Source organism: Nocardioides alpinus, assembly GCF_900112035.1.
In the GTDB taxonomy this organism is placed as follows: domain Bacteria; phylum Actinomycetota; class Actinomycetes; order Propionibacteriales; family Nocardioidaceae; genus Nocardioides; species Nocardioides alpinus.
On sequence record NZ_FOKC01000017.1, the window covers coordinates 1 to 18,127 of the forward strand.

Genomic DNA, 18,127 nt, shown 5'->3' on the forward strand with positions numbered 1-18,127 from the left:
CCGAGCCGCCCGAGCCGACCGAGCCGCCCGAGCCGCCCGAGCCGCCCGAGCCGACCGAGCCGACTCGCATCAGCCGAGACCTCGTGCGGACTCTGCGCGAGATACATCAAGCAGTCGCCCAACTCACACTCATGCGTGAGCATGCCGTCCCCACGGATGCGGAAGAAGCCGAGGAACCGACGCACGCGAATCTCATTGAGGCCGAGGTTGTGGCGATCTATTGGTGACTTCGCCCGGCCCCACCTCGACCTCTGCTTCGTAAAGGTGTCTTAGCCGTCCGTCGGTCCGAGGTGTTCGTCGAAGCGATTTCCTGCCGAAACCTCCGGCCCTGCATGACACATTGAGCCGATCCGGGAAGCGCGTCGTTTCGCCGCGAGCGGACCAGCGACCTCTGTGCGGGCGTCCTCGGTGACCGAGTCAGATCCGATTTCGCCGTCGGACTCAGGTGATACAGACTTGCTGAATGAGTTCTCCTTCAAGCTCCGCCCCGCGGCCGAGAGACCTCTTTACCGAGTTCCCCGCCACGGCGCATGAGAGCCTCATCGTGAGGTACCCGGATCGCGATGACGGACGTTTGGCCTATTGCTTCGCCGACGCAGCGGAGCGGCTCGGGGACTCGTACCGGGGGTCGGCACCTGACGACGCACTTCTGTTGCCGTTCCTCTATCTGTACCGCCACGCGATCGAGCTCGACCTGAAGTACTGCATCAAGTTCGCGGCTCGACTGCGTCGACGCGAAGGGCACACCGACCGCGAACTGATGCCTTCAGTTGTTGAGGCTCGGCTTCACAAGAAGCACGGACATCGCATCATGGCGCTGCTCGACGAACTCGATCGGCATATGGACGCACTCGGTCTTGAAAAATCGCCTCCTGCCGTACGGCAGATGCTCACCTTGCTCGCCAACACAGACCCCCGCGGCGAGTCGTTCCGCTACCCAGGTTCTCTTCCGCAGGCGCAGGACCACATCGACTTCGAAAGACTTCGCGCGGGGCTCAAGGATGCCTACAACGTGTCGAGCGCTGCAGCAGACGTGCTCTACACAGTCGAGGAGTACCAGCAGGACGCGGCGGAGGAGGCCCGTTACGTCGCGGCGGAGTACGCATACGACGGCGCCGAAGAGGCGCGGGAGATCGCGGCCGAGTTGCGCCGCGAATTCGAGCAGTACTACTGATCGAAAAAACCCCAGACAACGAGTCGCCCGTAGACGGAGGCGTCTGGGAAACCCAGTCGAATGTGGTTGGTCGACCTTCCCGCGACATCAACGAGACCGCCGCACCGTTGTCAATCCGCCGCGAGTCGAACACCACGGAGTGGTGAGATCGCTGGTCGGTGCAGGCGAGCTTCTCCAGTCAATTGCGCGGAGGCTGGCGCCACTACGGGGTCACCTTGGTTGTTGCTACTCCGACGCGCGTGAGCCATCATCCGGAGTCAGCCTGATGACGAGGAGCGGAAGTAGTGCTAGCGAGTTTGCTACCTGGATTGCGCGACGTCCGGACCCCTATCGCCGTGGGGTACCTCTGGCTCGTCCTCTGCTGGATCTGGTTTTCTGACGAGCTCCCCGCCGCACGTCCAAGTGGCGATGGACTGGTGGCGCGAGTCTTTGAGCTATCCGCGCTGGTGGGCAGCGCGGCGACCATTGGAGCGATTTCGTTTGTGGCCTACCTGCTCGGAGCGCTACTGACCTTGTCATTTGAAGGAGCGGTCGCGCAGAGAGTCATGCCTTCTTTTGCCGTATCTCGGGGCGTGCGCATCACGGGATACCAATACCGAGAGCTTGTAGATCGACTTGAAAGCGAGCTCGAGGAGCGACTCGGCTCTCTCGATGGCCCGATTGCACGGAGGTACGGTCTGCAACGTGGACTCTCCGCAGGTACAGAGGATGACCTGCGTGCCCGCCTACTCGTTGCAAACCAAGAGCTATATGGGGAGTACGACCGGTTAGCCGCCGAGTCAACCTTTCGATTGAATGTATGCCCCGCGCTCCTCGCCGGCGCCATCACGGCCGGTATCGAACTGTGGTGGGGGTGGCTTGCGATCGGGGTCGCCGGGGTCGCCCTCCTAGTGGCGCAAGGCGTCAACCGCTATGCCCTTTCGATGACCGTATTGAGGCGCGCCGTGCTTAACGGAGCGGTCGAGCACCCCTACCAAGCTGCGATGCGCTCGCTGGAGGAACAGGAGATGGCCGATCAGACTCGCGCTCTGGAGCAGGAACGCATTGCGGCGGAAAGGCGAGAGCGAGAGCGCAAGGGCGGGCGAATCATCAACTAGGGCCGCTCGATGCCAGCAGCCGCGCAGCGGAATCGGCATAAACGCGCCAAGCGGACCGCCTGTGGACTCCGTCGGCACATTGCAAGCGCGTCATTCCGCCGCGAATCTGTTACCCGGACGGGCAGCATCATTTTGGAGGGCGCTCGCTACTGCGTGAGTCGTTCGATGAGGATGCGATCGAGACGGACGCGCTCTGCCAGAGCCTCCACTACCGCCATTGCGTCCTCCCAGTCGCTGTCGCGCGGCGTTCGCTCGCCGGTTTCAATCTGTTGAAGTACCCCGCCGTCAGCGGCCACACGAGTCAGCATGCTGCGGGCGGTGGCAGCCGCCTCCTGAAGGTCGTTCACCACAGGTACCTCTCGACGAACGCGGCGCGGGTGTCCGGCTGGTGAAGAACGTCGGCCTCGATCAGCTCTTCTACGGTGACCGCCTGGAAGGTCGACTGGTCGTTCAGCACTGTTGTGTAGGTATCGGCCAGCGCCGCGAAAGAGGTGTTGCCGGCGGGATAAGCCAAGACGTAGCGGCCGTCGGCGAACTCCCCGGACGGATGCTGCAGGAGCGCCAACAGGAGGAGGTGATCTCGCCAGATCTGCTGGAGAGCGGTGCCCACGATGCGCGACTCCCAGTCGGGCTTGAAGACGTTGCGTTCGGCGATGGCCCGCTCGGTGATCTCGCGATAGCGGGGCATCCGGGTGGTCGCGTCGGGTGCCTTCTCCTTGACCGCGTGCTCGTGGTACTTGGTCTCGACTCCCACTACCGTCTGGCCGCCGATGGCCGGGTCCCCGAAGAACAGGGCCACGTCGAACGCTGTTCGGTCACCGGTGTAGGACGGGTCGGTACGGCCGGGGGACCACTCGAACTCAATGCGGTCGCCGTGCGCGGTCGTGCCGAAAAGGGCGGCCCCTATGGCTGTGAGGCGGCCGGGGTCGCCGTCAACCTCACCGAAGAGGTTGAAGCACATCGGCATGGACGACAGCAGGTTGTTGCGCAGACGCGTTTCGTCGAAGGTTTGCCACTTCTGCTTGGTGAGCGCTCGACGGCGAACGGCTTCCTTGATGCCGTCGCTGAGGAAGTTCCCATAGCCGCGGCCGACCTCATCCGCAAGTGTCGAGCCGTTGGGCTGGCCCTTCGGCTGCTCGCCCGCTTCGAACTGCTGATTAACGCGCCAGGTCGCTTGCTGTCGGCGCGCTGCCTGCTTGAACGCAGTCATGGCGGGATCGCCCGACACGCGGTCCCACTCCGGTCTCAACAGGCCGAGGTCATTCTCCGTCATGACGGCGAGAGTAGATCAGCCTCGGAGTCTTCAAGGGTGTTTCGCAGTGTCGGAGTTTGCCCCCGCAACCAGGGGACCGGTGCGACCATCCGCTGTCTGTCGTCGTGTCCGGGACGATGGTCCGTCAAAGGACTCGCCGAGCTCGGCCCTCATCTGCTCGCGCAACCGTGCGTAGATGTCCTCCAGTTCAGCATGGTCGCCGGCACTGCCGGCTTCACGCCAACGCTCCACGAGTCCCCTAACCTCTTCGCTTCCGAATGCCTCGAGGCCCGCACGAGCCTTGATACTCATCCGTACGCGTTCCCCCTTGGGAAAGGTCTCCTCGAGCTTGTCGAGTTTGTCTTGGCGCCCTTTTTGCGCGTAGCGCCGCCGGTGCGACTCAAGCTCGCCGTTTTCGAGAGCAGCCAGGTAGGCATCACGCTTCTCCTTCAGGATGCGTGCATGGTCCTGAACGTGCTGGTTCAACCGCACGACCCGCTCGGCATGCGCCCGGCCCTGCGCCCCGCTCCACCATGTGAAGAAGATGCCGCCGAGGCCGACCACGGCAGTGCCGGTCGGCGCAATCCAGTCCCAAGCCATCCGCACATCTTGCACAGTGCGGCGATGAATGTCAGCGACTCCCGGGAAGCGGCGGCGTCGCTCAGACAAGTGGGTCATTCACCCGACTGCGAGCCAAAGACAGGTCGAGGTACGCAAGGCGACAGCAGAAGCTGCAATCGCCTGCCGCCCCCCCGTGCGTGCAGCTAAAGTTCTTTACGCAATCCTGCGAGGACACGCACTGTGTAGATGAACCTGGGGGCGATGAATGCATCGGAGCACAGTCATCGTTTCGCTCGCAATCTGCTCGCTCCTTGCGGGATGCGCGGCTCAAGAGGCTGGGGACGCCGCCGCGCCCGCGGAGGCGACGACGACTGTGACAGCAACAGTCACAACCACGGTCACAGCAGAGGCGGGCAGCACGCCGAGTCCCCAAGCGACGCCCTCTCCCGCCGTTCCGGAGGAGGCTGCCGGAGTGTCCCTGCGCGGCACGCTGCAACTATTCGTAAATCGCAATCCGAACTACCCTGACAACTGCGCAGGATTCCCGGAAGAGGGTTACGGCGACATCCATGTCGGTCAGCAAGTAGTTGTTTCGGGGCAAACAGGGCAAGTCCTGGCTCTCGGTCAACTCACCAAGTGCGAGTTCTCTCCTTTGGAGGGACCTGACCAATCGCGTGGACTCCTCTTTAATTTCGTCGTCAAGGACGTCCCGGAGTCGCCCTTCGTGAAGATTGACATCGGAACGGGACAGCGTGGCGGCCCAACGTATTCCTGGAGTCAGCTTGAACAGGCTGGCTGGAAAGTCGATCTCACCCTCTAGTTGCTCGGGGTTGCTGACCAAGCGCGCGGCACAACCAACGAGTGCGTCGTGGTGACGGCGATGCATCGCCGTCGGAACCCACACGGGCGGTGCGGCTGCGCGCTCCTGCGTCATACCGCCGCGATCGGACGCTTGCTCCACGGTGGTCCGATGGCTAGCGCTGACTCGAGGCATCGGGGGGTGCCGCCTGCCCTTGCAACTCACGGTCCTGCTGATTCAGCATGACCGGCGCGACCTGCGGTTTTGGTGATTTGGACCTACTGCCACGCGCTCAGGTTGATTCCGCTCAGAACGCGGGGTCCGATCAAGTCGTCGGTCACGCACTCATTGTGCGTGTGGAGAGCACCACTTCTCGCCCGTCCTGTGCGCCCGTCCTCTGCGCCCGTCCCCGGACGGGCGGAGGAGCGCTGAGGGCATTCGCGCAGCTCCGCGCGGTCCCCGCCATGAGCAGAGGTTTCTAGTCCAGGCCGACCTTGAACCCGCGTCAACACGCCAGGTCAGGGCTTCACGCTCAGGTCGTAGCTTGCCGCGCTCGGCGATCGAGATCGTGTGCCCCGACACGTTCGCGTTCATGGGACTCGACCCCGTCGCCGAACTCCGACTTGAGGCGAGGGCTCACACGCAATCGGAAAGTGGTCGTCGACGCAGAGGTATCTATCGTCGAACAGCTCGTACGTCACTGCGTAGCAGCATGCCGTTGTCGACTCGGCGGATGCCGCCATCCTCGACGGGCCTGATGTGGGCGGCCTCCAGGAACCGGCTTGATTCTTGACTCGGTGATGGTGCAGTGGCGCTCGAGGGCGCCGATGACGGGGCTTCCATGCCTGACTGGCCCCGCGGAGTGGTCAATCAAGAGGTACCGACAAGCCCTGCGACGTCGAGCTGAAGGTAGGCGGGCCAGAGGCGCGACCGCGCGCCCGGGATGTCGGACCATCCTGTATCCGTCACACCGTCGACCCGGTGCCTGCTCGCACTCAAGCACTGCATCCGCAGCATGTTTGCTGATCCAAGAGTCGCGGGTCTCCATCCATCTTGAAGGTGTCGCAGAACTTCCGCCCGTCCTCAACCCATTTCGACATACACCTCTTGCAGATCGAGGTGGGTTCTGTCCGCCTGCGGCCTGAACAGCTGGCCGCTTGGCCGACGTGGAACAACTTCTGCACCTGCGTATCAAGGAGGTGCGTCTGCGACCGTCTCGACGCGTGCGATGTCGGAGGGCAGGGCTACAGCTACCTGCTCCAGGGCGTGGTCCATGGACACCTGTTGCGAGCTTCCGCTGAACCCGGCACGCGACAGCCGGCGGGCTGGGCTGCGACGTGACGCTCGACGTGGTCCCAGGAGTCGGGCACTCCCACCGCGCCCTCCTGTCGTACGTCACAGGTTTGATGGCGCGGCTGGATCACGCGATTCCGCGCACGTCGTCGACTAAGCCAGACGGTTTGCCCCCGACTCGGCGCGGCTGTGCAGCGCGAGCGGCGGCACCACGAGCGGCAGCACCACGAGCGTGTCCACGATGACGTCGATGCGCTCTCGAGGCAGGTCGCCGCGGATGGCCAGCTCGTGGCGTCCGAGGTCGAAGGGGAGGGCCATCACGGCGGCCGGGATGTCGTTGCTCCCCAGCTCGCCGCGGGCGCGGGCGTTGTCGATCGCTGGCTCGACCAGGTGTGCGCCCCACTGGGAGATGAGTTCACTGGTCGAGGCGGCCGAGCGCTCGTCGAGCTCGGCGAGGAGCCCGAGCATGGTGGCGCGCCCGGCGCCAAAGTTCTCGCGCATCGCGTGCATCAGGGTCTTGACTTCCTCCGCGAGTCACCGTGGTCTGGTGTTGTCACTACTTCCGTGCCTGACGTCATCACGGCGGTCAGGACGATCTCGGCTCTGGTCGACCAGCGGCGGTGGAGCACGGGCTTGCTCGGCCACGACATCGGCGAGGCGATCTTCCTCGCCGACCGCGTCGCGATCAGAGCCCGCTTAGCAACTTGGCCTTGGCGCTCGCGAACTCCTCGTCAGACAAGATCCCTTCCCGGTGGAGGGTGGCGAGTTCGCGGAGGCGGTCCGCCAGACTCGGAGGGGCGACCTGAGCAGCGACTTCCACTCCGGGCTGGACTGCTGGCTGAAGCTCCGCTGCAGCAGCCTCCACAGTCAGAGAGCTGTCGGTGCCGAGCACCGCATTTCCCGCGGCTACGAGCGCCAGTCCGACGTCGACGTGGCCCTTCTTGGCGGTCTTGAGGCCCATGCTGTTGGGGACTTGGTTGGAGAGCGTGTAGATCTGACGGTCCGTAGCGATCGTCAGGTACGAGGTGCGAGACCCTTGGCTTGCGACATGCGCGATCCCGGCGGCAGCCAATCCCGGTGCACTCGCCTTCATTAGGTGTTTCGTGCCCTTGAGGAGACCCGCTACGGCCGGACCGATGACACTCTCGAGACCAGGGCCGTCTTGTGAGGTCTGACCCGAATCGGGAGAGGTAAACGTGATCGACCGCAACTTCTCGTATGGAGTTTTCGCCGTGATTCCACCGCCGTTCAAGTTCGCGGCCATCTGCGAACGCACATTCGCGGCGCTTGGGCGCTCGGGCTGCTCCCCGAACGCAACGCGGGCGTAGCCACCTTCGTAGATCTCGACGGTGGACAGCCCAAAATTTCCGCTGGTGACAAGCGCGCCCGCAGCGGCTACGTCTTCGGCCCATCTTCGCTCTTGGGCCTCCTTTGCTTCCTTCTTCTCGGCTGACCGATCGGCGGAAGCCTTCCTTAGCCTGGCGAATGCGCCGTCTTTCTTGGCTGCCTCTGGGATCACGACACCCGCGCCCTGATCCTGGGGTTCCTCTGTCCAGGCTGTTCCGTCCCAGTATCGCGTCGTGCCCTGTTGGTCCGGGTACCACCCCGCGGGGGTCTGCTGGCTCATGGCGGCATTCTGGCACCACGAGTCGACTGAGCCGAGGAAGTCCATGGATTTGGTGGCCAGCCCTATGACCGAGATCTACGGCATTTGCTGGCCGGTCAAGCAGTCATGGCAATTGCCACTGGCGTTGACGGCCGCAGCGATCTGCGCCGGCACCATCGGTCATGGGCTGGATGGACGGCCACTGGGACCTCCGCCCTGCTGCTTCGACTTCGAAGCTCATGGAAATCCCCGCTCCCCGTCACCGAGGCGTTCAACCCGTTAGCCCGTCCATTCCGTAGGTGGTCAGGCGCCATCGGGACCGGGGAAGATCGCGTCGCGGGGCTCCGGCGGGTACGTAGAACCGCACGAAGGGATGGTGTACGTGACGAAAGGCGGAAGTGCGTACCACTTTCGAGAGGACTGCGGAGCCCTTCGTAGCGGGCAAGCAGAGGCTATTGACAGGGGACTGAGACTCCATCGAGTCCGGCTGGTCGCCGCGTCTAAAGTCATGCACCTCAGGCATCCATGCTCGCGGTGTACCTCGTAATCGGAGCCTTCAACCCAAGTGCGCGCGGCGACCACGCGACACCTCGCCTTGTGTGAGCGAGTCGACCTACCGTCGAGCTGCGAATGCCTCCGCGGCGCGTCGACGTGCGCTACCTGTGAGCGACTTCAGGCGGCGAACGAACCTGTCCTCGTCAATGGCGACTTCCACGAAAACCTCGTCCGACGTAGCGATCGTGATGAGAGCTTCGTTGGTCTCCACCGAGGCGCCCGCAGGAATCCGCACCCTGTGCTCGACCGGCCATCCCATCGCTCGGGAGACCTTGATGCGGAGTGCCTCCTTCTTCGATTCTGCCGTCTTCTGATACTTCGACACCAGGTCCGGCAACAGGGCGCCGTGCGAGGCCACCTCGACGCCGCCGATCTTCAGGGAGGTACCGCGACTGTTGGCGACAAGTTGAGCCTTTCCGAGCACCGCCGATCCTCCGCAAGACACGCGGACGGCCCACGCAGCGGTCAGGTCATCCAGCGCCAGCGAGCGCAGCTCAGTCGATTCCCGTGCCAGGCCCCGGAGCCGGCCAGCGAGAGCGGCTGCCGCGACCCGTGTGGCGTCGTCAGCCCCTGTCTCATCGTCCGGCCAGGCGAGCAGTTGATCGAGTTCCTGTCGCAGGAGAACCAGAAGCAGAGCCTTGGCACTGACGAGCGCGCGTGCCGACGGCCGGAACGGCTCGAAGTCGACCTCGACGTTGACGATCGAGCGAACGCGGCTGAAGTTCTGGACCATCGCGTCGGCCGCGTCGGCGGCCAAGCCAGCGTCGCGCACACGGCGCTCCACTGCGTCGAGCACCTCGTTCGGACTCCACGCCTCGCTTACGTCTCGGTCGCCCAGGACGTCATAGGCAGCCCTGAACCCGACGTGGTCCGGCCGCGTGCTGTCGGGCTTGGGGCGAGTATCGGGGGCGGCGTGGTCGTCGAGGTCGAGCCATCCGAACCACGCGGGCACACTCACGGTGGCCGGCAGTTTGGTCGCGCCGACCAGCGCAGCCGCGAGGACCAGCTGGTCGCCGGACCTGACCGACGCGAATACGGCGTTGATCGCTCCACGGACTCGGTCGATGCTGCGCCAGTCGATAGCAGGTGCCGGACTCGCCGGGCTAAGACTGATCACATCCGAGGCGTCCGACTGGAACAGCTCGGGAGTCGCCCGCAGGAGCTGGTCGTGCGGATGGACGTTGCTGTAGCCGCGAGCGCGGTGCTCGCGTAGGTCCCGCTCGGACGGAAAGTGGATCGCCACAGCCTCTGCCAAGGCGACCGCGGGCACGTAGACAATCGGGTCGTCCGACTTGACCTTCCCGAGGACATCGAACGGGAACTCAACCAGCACCGGTGCTCCTGCGCCCTGTTCGCTGGTGACCGCTTCGATCTGCGCAGGCGTCGGTGCGTCTCGGAGAAGTGGAACCCAGCCGGGTGTCTGCTGCAGAAGATCGATGTAGTACTTCTGGAACGACTCGCGGGGCGCCACGAGCCGTGAACTAAGGATGCCGTTGAGGTTCATCCGGTTGGTCAGGAAGTAGAGCGTCCGAGCGGGGACGGCAGACTCGCTCGCCGCGGCGCCGGCAGCGGATGAGTCGGTCGTCCCAGTCGGGCCAGTCCCAGACTCGGCCGACTGCGCCGCGATGTCGTGCCCCCCAGGCATCGGGGGCTGCTCGGATCTCTCGACGATGGGTTCCTCCAACGCTGGCTCATTCACTTCCACCGACTCTTCGGCGTGGTCGTCAGGATCGCTGGCGCTCGACGCGACATCGGCCTCGGCGGACGTGTCCCCGGAGTCGGGCGCGGGCTGGTTCTGCTGTTCGTCGCTCGGACCGGCGAACGGAATCTGATCATCCTCGGTCACAGTTCGCGCACCAGGCCTTTCACGTCGCTGAGGATCGGCGGGAGTCCCCCCCTACCGCTGTAAGACAGATGCAGCTCGTCCCTAGCGCGGGACATCACCACGTAGAACATCATCCTCGTTGCCGCCGACGTCGGGTCAGCAGAGTGCTGCTGCAGCTCGGGCACAAAGAGCGTGTCGAACTCAAGACCCTTGAGCGAACGGAAGTTCACGATGGTCACGGCGGGGGCATCGAAGTCGAGCGTCTTGTGTTGCTTGTTGCCCGAGGCGTACATCTGCACTGGCACCGGCAGCTTGCGTTCCTCAAGCAGTCGCAGGATTCGGTACTGCATCCGCTTGTTCTCGCAGGCGATGCCAACCGTCAGGTTGTTGCGAGCCTTGACGTAGCGCGCGACGAAGTCGGCCAGGTCGGCGTCCGAGTCGTACCGGCGCAACGTCGGCGCCTCCCCGTGCCGAATCGGCAACTCCGGGATGCCCGTGGGTGTGCCTGAGTAGAACTTGGCTGCCACGGCAGCGATCTCAGCCGTGTTGCGGTAGTTCCGCTTCAGTTCGAGTTGCGCGTCGGCACTGATGGCCTTCGCTATCTCGTCTAGCGTCGTGTTCTGATCTGACAGCTGCTGATTCTCGTCGGCGAAGACGGTGATGTTCGTCGTGAAGAACCGCGTCAGTCGGAAGAAGCCGAGCGACAGATCCTGTCCCTCATCGATGAGCAGGTCGGCGAGGGTGTCTGGGTCTGGTGGCGACGCGAAGAACTGGCTGGTCATCTCGGCCCAGTCGGGCGCGTAGGAATCACCCTCCAGCGTCGGTGGCTGCTGCTTGAAGTGCTCGCGCCAGAAGCGCCAGATCCAGCTGTGGAAGGTCCGCACGAAGCCGGCGACTTCGAGGGTGTCAGCCGCCTGCGCGGTGTACTGCTGGAGCACATTGTTGTACATCAGCAGGGCTGGTTCACGGTCGTCGAACGTCAGCACCTGTGCTCGATAGAGCGCCATGACGGACTTGCCGGTGCCAGGTGGGCCCGACACGAGGTAGTTGCCATCGAGGTCGAGGTTGTAGATGAGGTCCTGCTCTTTGGAGAGGTCCTCGAAGGCCGGCAGTCTCACGAGATCCCTCGGATCCCTTCGCCGGCCGCTTCGACGGCCGCGTCGAGCACGTCCTGGAAGTAGCCAGGCACCTTGTCGCTCCCAACGACGAGGACCCGGTCGAGGAGGTAGTTGCCGCTCTCGCAGCTCGTCTCGGCGACCAGGGTGCAGGCATGGCAGGCCGCGAAGTTGAGGCTGGCGAACGTCGAGGCGAGATTCTCGCTGCAGAGCGGATCGGACGAACACCACATGGCGTCCTGAAGTGCCTCCAGCACAGTCCCCTGCAGCTGCGGCGGTTCGCCTTGGCGCACCAGACCGCCCAGTGTGCCTTCCGAGTCTCCGGCGGCCGTGTAGATCAGGATGCCCGCCTGCTTGGAAGCGCCACCTGTCTCGACTGCACTCCTGGCGTAGATGCGCTCGCGAAGACTGGTGGCGGCATAGCCGGACTCGAACGCAAGCCGACGTATCAACAAGTGGGCGAACGTGTGCAGCAGGACGTACCGCGGAGTGAGGATCGGACCGGTCCGCTCACGCAGTCTCGGCTCCATGAACGACGCGTTGAGGCGCTTCTCCAGCTCCAGGACGCGATCACGAACCGCGCCCTGCTCTTCCCAGACAGCCAGGCGCCCCTCGTCCATCGAGAGGAAGATGCCCTCGCCGCGCACGTCGATGGCGGGTAGCCAGTCGACCGTGGCCTTGTGGTTGAGGGCTACGGGCACCAGCTTGTCGCTACCCGCCGGAGTGACCCGGTGGAACCCTTCGAGGGCTCGCACCTCGCGGAGGCGGTCAGCCAGCACCACCTTGTCGACACGGTCAGCCAGGAGCGAGGTGACCTTGGTCTTGGTGGTCTGCACCAGGTCGACGTGCCTGGTACGGAAGTGCGGGTCGTCGGAGTTGTCCATCTCCGTCAGGAAGGCCGCCCATTCCTCTCCCAGGAGGTCACCCGGCGTCGCCTCGACCGTGGTGGCCTTGCCAGCCTCACGCTGCTTCTCGTCACGGACCAGGCCCTTGACGTACTCAGTCGTGACACCGTGTGCCTTGACCAGGGTCTCGACCATCATGTCGAACATCGGGGCGTCCTCGTTGACGCCCAACAGGGGCCGGAAGAAGTCGTCCGCCTTGATCGCCAGGGCTGTCGCGCTCTGGGAGTCTGCCCGTGATGCGTTGGGGATCTCGATCGACGAGTGCACCATTGGGAAGTGGACATTGGAGGCGCCTCGTTGGACTGCCAGCGGCACCTCGTCACAATCCGAGCGCTCGTCCCAGCGCTGCCAGGGCTGCCGGCCGTTGCAGGTCACACCGATCGACTTGAGCGATCCCTTGGTCGTGATGCCCATCAGGTTGCGTCGGCTGTGGCAGCTGTGGCAGTGGACCTGGAGCGTGTCGAGACCACCGGCTCCCTTGCCCGAGACGGACTCGAAGAAGAGGTTGTCCTTCTGACACTGCCGCGCTTCGGGGTTGGTGTTGCGTGAGTGCGCCCATCGCTTCCAGTCCAGATCATCCATGTGCCCGTTCGGACAGATCTGGATCCAGCGCATAGGCACTAGCTGCTTCTTGCCGGGACAGCTCCCGCAAGTCGGCGCCTTGTCCGATTGCTCGAGCGCCCGCGTCCAGCGGGTCATGCGTCGGCACTTCTGGCAGAACAGCCACGCTGGGAAACGGGCGTATGGCACACCTGCGGACGGAGCAGCCCAGGCATTGCTTGCGACGGCCGGGGCGGCGCGGAACTCCGAGACGCCGAGGACAGCGGCCAGTCGATCACTCTGGATGCGTTCACCGCGCGGACCCCAGCGGAAGGTGTCACACGCGACGAGCGACTCACCCTGGAGATCGAAGATGGCGCCGACACCGAACGGGACGATGGTCTGCGACTGCCGGATCTTGCGTTGCATCAGTCCCCCTTTGCGGCAGCGCCGCCGCCGCTACGCGCGACCTCGATGAGCGATTCCATGTCCACGTTGCGCATCGATCCGAGCGTCTGCCAGCCGACCGCCTTGGTGTGGAACTGACGGATCAAGTTGATCTGGCCCTTGCCGTTTGGCTTGTAGTACAGGAGCTTGCTTTCCCTGTCTGCCCGTTCAGCGCGCTCGACCCAGTCCTCGAGGAACTGGGCGAGGTGCTGTTTGGCGCCCTGCCTCTCACGTGGCTCGACGCGTTCGACGACGTCGACCAGCCTGGCGGCCATGTCCTCGACCTCGAGCCGTCTGTCCAGGATCTTGCCCGCGCTCCCGTCCGACTGCATGCCCAGACGATGGCGGGCCAGGATGACCAGTGCCGCGTGGAGAGCGCGGTCACGCGATGGCGGTGAGTATGGCGTCACGCTCATGGGCTCCACGTGGCGATATAGCGCCGAGTGGAAGGCACGGAAGTTCTCGTAGTGCGAGCGATCGCGCGGCTTGGTTGAGCGGAACAGCCCGAAGACCAGACCCGGGGCTGTCGAGCGACCGACTCGGCTGGTGGCCTGGATGTACTCGGCTGTCGCCTTCGGCTGCCCGTTCACCAGCATCAGACCGAGACGCGGGACGTCGACACCGACCGACAACATGTTGGTGCTGGCCAGGAAGTCGATCACCGAGCCGCTCGACACCGGCAGATTGAGGCGCTCCAACAGGCGGGGCTGCAAGGCACGTGGCACAGACGACGACAACTCCTCGACGTCGTACTCGCGGCGGGGCCGGCCGACGACCAGGCTGCCCAGCCGGGCATTGATGTCGTCGCGCGCGATGGTGACGGTACGGCCGAGCTCACGGAGCGAGCTGTGGTAGGCCACCACAGTCCAGTAGGCGTCTTGGGCCTCCCCTGTCAGACCGAGATCCACCGGTGCCTGGAGCAGCGCCGTGCCGGTGTGCACGACGGCAGTGTCAGATGTGTGACCCTGCGCCATCATGCCGACGTAGAGCCGCCCTGGTGTGCTCTCGTCGGCTCGGGCGAAGTAGGAGTCGTCGGCGTCGATGCCCGACGGTGGGAACAGGTCGACCCGCCGCCCGAAGAGACCCATGATCTGCGCGGAGGCGCGACGGATCGTCGCCGTGCTGGAGATGACCTTCGGCGGACGGTCATCGACCTCGCACAGCAGATTGATCGCCGCCTCATACAGGCCGACGGTGGTGCCGAGCGGGCCGGTCAATAGGTGCAACTCATCCTGGATGATCAGGGTCGGTGGGTGGTTGCCGGCGCTGCGACCGAACAGCACCCCTGACTCGGGCACCCAGGCGAGCTGCGCGAACTTGTCGACCGTCCCAAGCAGGAACGTCGGCGGCGCGTCGTAGAGCCCGTCGTCGATGACCTGCACCGGAATCTGCTCGTGGAACTCGCACTTGGTCGACGGGCAGTTGAAGGCGAACGAGCGGTCGGTCGACGTGATTCCGTAGAGGGCGTCGTTGTCGTGGTGCTCGCGCGGGACGATCTCAGTGCCACACCAGGGACAACGGTCGAGCAGGAATCGCTCGTCCGTCTCGCCGGCATCCCGCAACTCCTCGAAGCGCTCACGTGCCTTGGCGTACCGGTTGGGCGATGTCGCCTCGCCGACCCAGAGTCCGACCGAGATCGGCTCGTCGCCCAGATCGGAGCGCTGACGGCGCAGGTATTCACAGGCGGCCGTGGTCGAAGCGGTGCGCTTGAACTGGTCGGCGGTCAACAGCGACAGCGTGTACCGACTCACGACAGCAGTCCCACCACCCGTGCCATCGAGCACCAAGCGGCGGCGAAAGATCTCGAACGCCGCTACGAGCAGATACGCCTCGGTCTTGCCTCCCCCAGTGGGGAACCAGATCAGGTCGACGACCTCGCGATCGTCATGTTGGTCGTCAACCAGGCCACGCAGCGTCGTCAGGAAGAACCCGAGCTGGAACGGTCGCCAGGTCGCGCCCGGCCCGTAGGTCGTGGGCATATCGGGAGCCTTGCCAGCCGGTCGGCGGGAGCCCGCCATGTCCTTCTGGCTGTGCCGCATTTGGAGCAGCATCGCGCGGTTGGCCAGACGGAATGCTTGGAGCACCTTGACCCGGTCCGGATGGTCCGTGAAGACGCTGGCCCCGTCGCGCATGCGCTCCAGCGCACGCTCCAGACGCTCGATGATCGACGTAGTGGCTCCCTGATAGCGATCGTCCAGCCCGGCTGCCTTCTTCTTGACCTTGCCGATCCAGTCCTCGTACGGATCGACGAACGCGTTCAGCTCGGCCTGCAGCACATCCGCCGAGATCGCCTCGTCAGCCAGCCAGGCGACGTCCAACGCCTGCGCAGCGTCCCCGTCAGCACTGACCCGCGGCACGACGTGCGACGGCATCACCTCGGAGCGAACCGAGGACACGACGCCGTCAGTGGTCGACCACTCCGGGGAGCAACCATGCCCGATCGCGTACACCTTGGCCTCGCGATGGATCAGGCGAAGTTCCTCCTCCTCCGGGTCATGAGACGCCAGGGCAACGCTGGGGTACTCCAGCACATGGAATTCAGCCGGCACCGTCACATCGAACTCGACCTGCATGAGCATTTCGTCCCAGTGACGCTCCGGCCGCTCGTCATCCGCCTGGCGCGCGTTGACCAGTGTGATCGTGACCAGCGAGCCATGCGGGTAGCTGCGCCAGCGGACGTGCACCTCCGCCCTATCGCCCCAGACCTTGGTGGGCTCCTTGTCGGTGGCGCTCACCTTGACGGTGGCCTCATCCAACTGGTGACGACGCCAAATCTTCGAGGAGCCCTTGGCCTTTTGGCGTGGATCCTCTTCCTCGAGCTCCTCAGTCGCCCGACCATGAAGCGACAGCTCCTTGAGAGCTTCCTCGGCGACGGCGCCACTGAGCGTCTCGTATTCGGCGGCGCGGGCGCGCACCGTGAGCTCGGGCGCCGTCGTGAAGAACGACAGCCCCTGAGAGGCAGGCAGGAAGTCGTTGGCCGCCGAGACCGGATCGTCGCTGAACTGACTCTCTTCGCCTGTGTCGGTGGCGGAGGTCTCGTCGCGCTCCTCTCCCTCGCTCTCTACGTAAGCTTCGAAGGCGACCTGACGCGGGAACAGGATGCCCATGAGGTAGCGGCGGTTCGGGGGATCGAAGATGATCTCCGCTGGACCATCGAAGGGGCCGACGAGCTGCCGCCTGACATAGGCCACGAAGTCGTCTCTGGTCTGAGTCAGGTCGGTCATAAGGCTGCCTTCTTGTATGCGTTTATTGCACCGTCGAGGTGCTGCTTGAACAGCTCACCGAGCTGCTTGTTGACGTGGGGAGAGGTCGCCACCCAGAGGCCCGCCCGCGGGCGGCTGAGGGCGACGTACAGGAGATCCAGTTCGGTCTCCGTAGTGACTGAGTCGATATCGACCACGCAAACGAAGCGGTTCTCCATCCCCTTGATGTCCATGGCAGATGACCAGGTCATGCCTCCACCGGGCCACACGGAGGCGAGGGCTGGCGACATCTGCGTCAGGCGTCCTTTACGAGCAGCACGCAGACTCTTGGCGACTGAGGTCTCCCACTCCCCGCGTAGCGACACGATAGTGATGTGCTCGGGAGCTACCTCTTGTTCCGCAAGGGAACGCAAGTGCTTCTCAAGGGCGGCCAGCTCGGCCTGCTGGTCGTCGACCGCGACGAAGACGACCTCGGGGCCGGTGCCGGCGGTTGCCACTCCGGTGTCGGCGCCGGTGTAGGCACGAGTCTGGAAAGCGATCTCGCGAGTGTTCCGACAGTTGAACTTCAGTGTCGGCTTTACCGGACCAAACGACTCGACGTAGGCCAGAGCGTCCGGATCGAAGTCGCCGTAGAGGTGGGCCTGGCTGTTCTGGTCGAGGAACATCGTCCAGCGACCGTCGGCCCAGCCGCCGACAACGGCCCGCTCTAGGTCCTCCAAGATGTCGAAGGTCATCAGGTCTTGCGCCTCGTCGACCACGAGCACGTCGTAGGGAGTCACGTCGCCCAGTTTCGAGGCCGCCCTGACTTCGACGGCCGTGCCTTCGAGAGTTCGGGTGGCGAACGCCGCCAGCACCTCGCTGCGGCAGGTGAACAGCACGCGCTGACCAGTCAGCGACTGCCGTCGGGCGACTTCGGCCGCGAGGAAGGTCTTGCCGGTACCGGCACCACCGCTGCAGATGACCTGGGGCTCATCGCTGATCAGGTCGAGCCGGGCGTACTGCTCGTCGGTCAATCGAACCATCGCTGCGTCGAGCAGGTCCGCCCGAGCGTCGAGCAGCGGTGAGCGGTCGAACGACGGCCGTAGATCGTGCATGAGACGAGCGCGCAGTTCCGTGCCGATCGGGAACTTGTTCGACTGTTTGCCCAACCAGTACTTGCCCGCTCGGTCGACCGCCTTCGCGATACCACGGTTGAACGGCCCTCTGCCGCAGTAAGTCTCGTCGTCCCACTCGAAGCTGCTCGCCAGATCCACGTCTGGTGTGACAACGAGATAACCGAACGCCAAGTCGTCCACCTCTACGCCCAGGCGCTCTCTCAGGCGCTCTCGCAGGGCGTACATCGCAGTCTGAACCTGCTTGAACGGGCCTTCGCGCGACGTCCGCCGGTGGCCGGCTTGATCGCTGTACGTCCACAGACCGTCGCGGCAGGAAACCTGGCCACCCTTGACCTCGATCGCGAGGATCAGGTCGTCGAGCATCAGCACGAAGTCCAGCTCTGCCGTCAACTTGTACTCGTGATCGGGCAGGTTCAGCGAATGCAACGCATTCCCACTGAGCGGGCTGCCCGCCAAGGCCTCGAATACCCGGCGCTCGGAGGTAGTGATGTCCTCCGCCCCGAGTTCTGTCGGCACCATCCTCATCAATACGCCCCCGTCTTCGATACCGCGTGACATCGTGCCGGAAACTGTCGGTCCCCGTCCCTAGATTGAGAGACACCGGCAATCGCGGGTGTGAAAGGAGAGCCTGGGGGTGGAT

The 18,127-nt window shown here is 64.5% G+C and carries 13 protein-coding genes and 2 pseudogenes; 4 read left to right on the forward strand and 11 right to left on the reverse strand.

Features of this window, described 5'->3' with window-relative positions; translation table 11 throughout:
- The 3 genes and pseudogenes from BM127_RS22650 to BM127_RS22005 all read left to right on the forward strand — a co-directional run.
- Window positions 1-227, forward strand: a pseudogene (locus BM127_RS22650) (hypothetical protein); the annotation flags it as partial.
- 236 nt (window positions 228-463) lie between these two features.
- Window positions 464-1,174, forward strand: coding sequence for a hypothetical protein (locus BM127_RS20975; protein WP_091201954.1), 711 nt, complete (start codon window positions 464-466; stop codon window positions 1,172-1,174).
- Between the two features lie 335 nt (window positions 1,175-1,509).
- A complete protein-coding gene (locus BM127_RS22005; RefSeq protein ID WP_157829625.1) occupies window positions 1,510-2,271 on the forward strand; it encodes a hypothetical protein in 762 nt (253 codons plus the stop codon).
- Between the two features lie 146 nt (window positions 2,272-2,417).
- On the opposite strand, the gene BM127_RS20985 is transcribed toward BM127_RS22005, so the two are convergent.
- Genes BM127_RS20985 through BM127_RS20995 form a run of 3 tightly spaced genes read right to left on the reverse strand, consistent with a single transcriptional unit; the run spans window position 2,418 to window position 4,123 of the window.
- Window positions 2,418-2,618 (reverse strand): hypothetical protein, encoded by a 201-nt coding sequence (locus BM127_RS20985; RefSeq protein ID WP_139227830.1) that lies wholly within the window; start codon window positions 2,616-2,618, stop codon window positions 2,418-2,420.
- Window positions 2,615-3,544 (reverse strand): PGN_0703 family putative restriction endonuclease, encoded by a 930-nt coding sequence (locus BM127_RS20990; protein ID WP_091201960.1) that lies wholly within the window; start codon window positions 3,542-3,544, stop codon window positions 2,615-2,617. The genes BM127_RS20985 and BM127_RS20990 overlap by 4 nt, the downstream gene beginning before the upstream one ends.
- Window positions 3,545-3,574: 30 nt before the next feature.
- Complete coding sequence (locus BM127_RS20995) at window positions 3,575-4,123, reverse strand: hypothetical protein (protein WP_091201963.1); 549 nt, start codon at window positions 4,121-4,123, stop codon at window positions 3,575-3,577.
- Between the two features lie 433 nt (window positions 4,124-4,556).
- Between BM127_RS20995 and BM127_RS22010 the strand changes: the two genes are divergently transcribed.
- On the forward strand, window positions 4,557-4,904 hold the full coding sequence (locus BM127_RS22010; RefSeq protein ID WP_139227831.1) for a hypothetical protein: 348 nt from the start codon (window positions 4,557-4,559) through the stop codon (window positions 4,902-4,904).
- A gap of 654 nt (window positions 4,905-5,558) precedes the next feature.
- On the opposite strand, the gene BM127_RS23185 is transcribed toward BM127_RS22010, so the two are convergent.
- The 8 genes and pseudogenes from BM127_RS23185 to BM127_RS21030 form a co-directional block, all read right to left on the reverse strand.
- Window positions 5,559-5,726 (reverse strand): HNH endonuclease, encoded by a 168-nt coding sequence (locus BM127_RS23185; RefSeq protein ID WP_372476672.1) that lies wholly within the window; start codon window positions 5,724-5,726, stop codon window positions 5,559-5,561.
- 603 nt (window positions 5,727-6,329) lie between these two features.
- Window positions 6,330-6,695 (reverse strand): annotated as a pseudogene (locus BM127_RS21000) (TetR/AcrR family transcriptional regulator C-terminal ligand-binding domain-containing protein); the annotation flags it as partial.
- 166 nt (window positions 6,696-6,861) lie between these two features.
- Window positions 6,862-7,803, reverse strand: a complete 942-nt coding sequence (locus tag BM127_RS22450) for a DUF2510 domain-containing protein (protein WP_157829623.1) — start codon at window positions 7,801-7,803, stop codon at window positions 6,862-6,864.
- A 592-nt stretch (window positions 7,804-8,395) separates the two neighbouring features.
- Entirely contained in the window at window positions 8,396-10,183 is a 1,788-nt protein-coding gene (locus BM127_RS21010; protein ID WP_091201967.1) for a hypothetical protein, read from the reverse strand.
- Complete coding sequence (locus BM127_RS21015; protein WP_091201969.1) at window positions 10,180-11,280, reverse strand: DEAD/DEAH box helicase; 1,101 nt, start codon at window positions 11,278-11,280, stop codon at window positions 10,180-10,182. The genes BM127_RS21010 and BM127_RS21015 overlap by 4 nt, the downstream gene beginning before the upstream one ends.
- Window positions 11,277-13,151 (reverse strand): DUF1998 domain-containing protein, encoded by a 1,875-nt coding sequence (drmB, locus tag BM127_RS21020; protein ID WP_139227832.1) that lies wholly within the window; start codon window positions 13,149-13,151, stop codon window positions 11,277-11,279. Before drmB ends, BM127_RS21015 begins: the two co-directional genes overlap by 4 nt.
- On the reverse strand, window positions 13,151-16,393 hold the full coding sequence (locus BM127_RS21025) for a helicase-related protein (protein ID WP_091201973.1): 3,243 nt from the start codon (window positions 16,391-16,393) through the stop codon (window positions 13,151-13,153). The genes drmB and BM127_RS21025 overlap by 1 nt, the downstream gene beginning before the upstream one ends.
- Entirely contained in the window at window positions 16,390-18,045 is a 1,656-nt protein-coding gene (locus BM127_RS21030; RefSeq protein ID WP_091201976.1) for a nuclease-related domain-containing DEAD/DEAH box helicase, read from the reverse strand. The genes BM127_RS21025 and BM127_RS21030 overlap by 4 nt, the downstream gene beginning before the upstream one ends.
- Window positions 18,046-18,127 lie beyond the last annotated feature (82 nt).

Coding starts and splice junctions, on each gene's coding strand:
- drmB (WP_139227832.1), bottom strand. CDS start 13,151: ATGCAACGCAAGATCCGGCAGTCGCAGACCATCGTCCCGTTCGGTGTC.
- BM127_RS23185 (WP_372476672.1), bottom strand. CDS start 5,726: ATGGAAGCCCCGTCATCGGCGCCCTCGAGCGCCACTGCACCATCACCG.
- BM127_RS20990 (WP_091201960.1), bottom strand. CDS start 3,544: ATGACGGAGAATGACCTCGGCCTGTTGAGACCGGAGTGGGACCGCGTG.
- BM127_RS21025 (WP_091201973.1), bottom strand. CDS start 16,393: ATGACCGACCTGACTCAGACCAGAGACGACTTCGTGGCCTATGTCAGG.
- BM127_RS22450 (WP_157829623.1), bottom strand. CDS start 7,803: ATGAGCCAGCAGACCCCCGCGGGGTGGTACCCGGACCAACAGGGCACG.
- BM127_RS20975 (WP_091201954.1), top strand. CDS start 464: ATGAGTTCTCCTTCAAGCTCCGCCCCGCGGCCGAGAGACCTCTTTACC.
- BM127_RS21030 (WP_091201976.1), bottom strand. CDS start 18,045: ATGTCACGCGGTATCGAAGACGGGGGCGTATTGATGAGGATGGTGCCG.
- BM127_RS20995 (WP_091201963.1), bottom strand. CDS start 4,123: ATGGCTTGGGACTGGATTGCGCCGACCGGCACTGCCGTGGTCGGCCTC.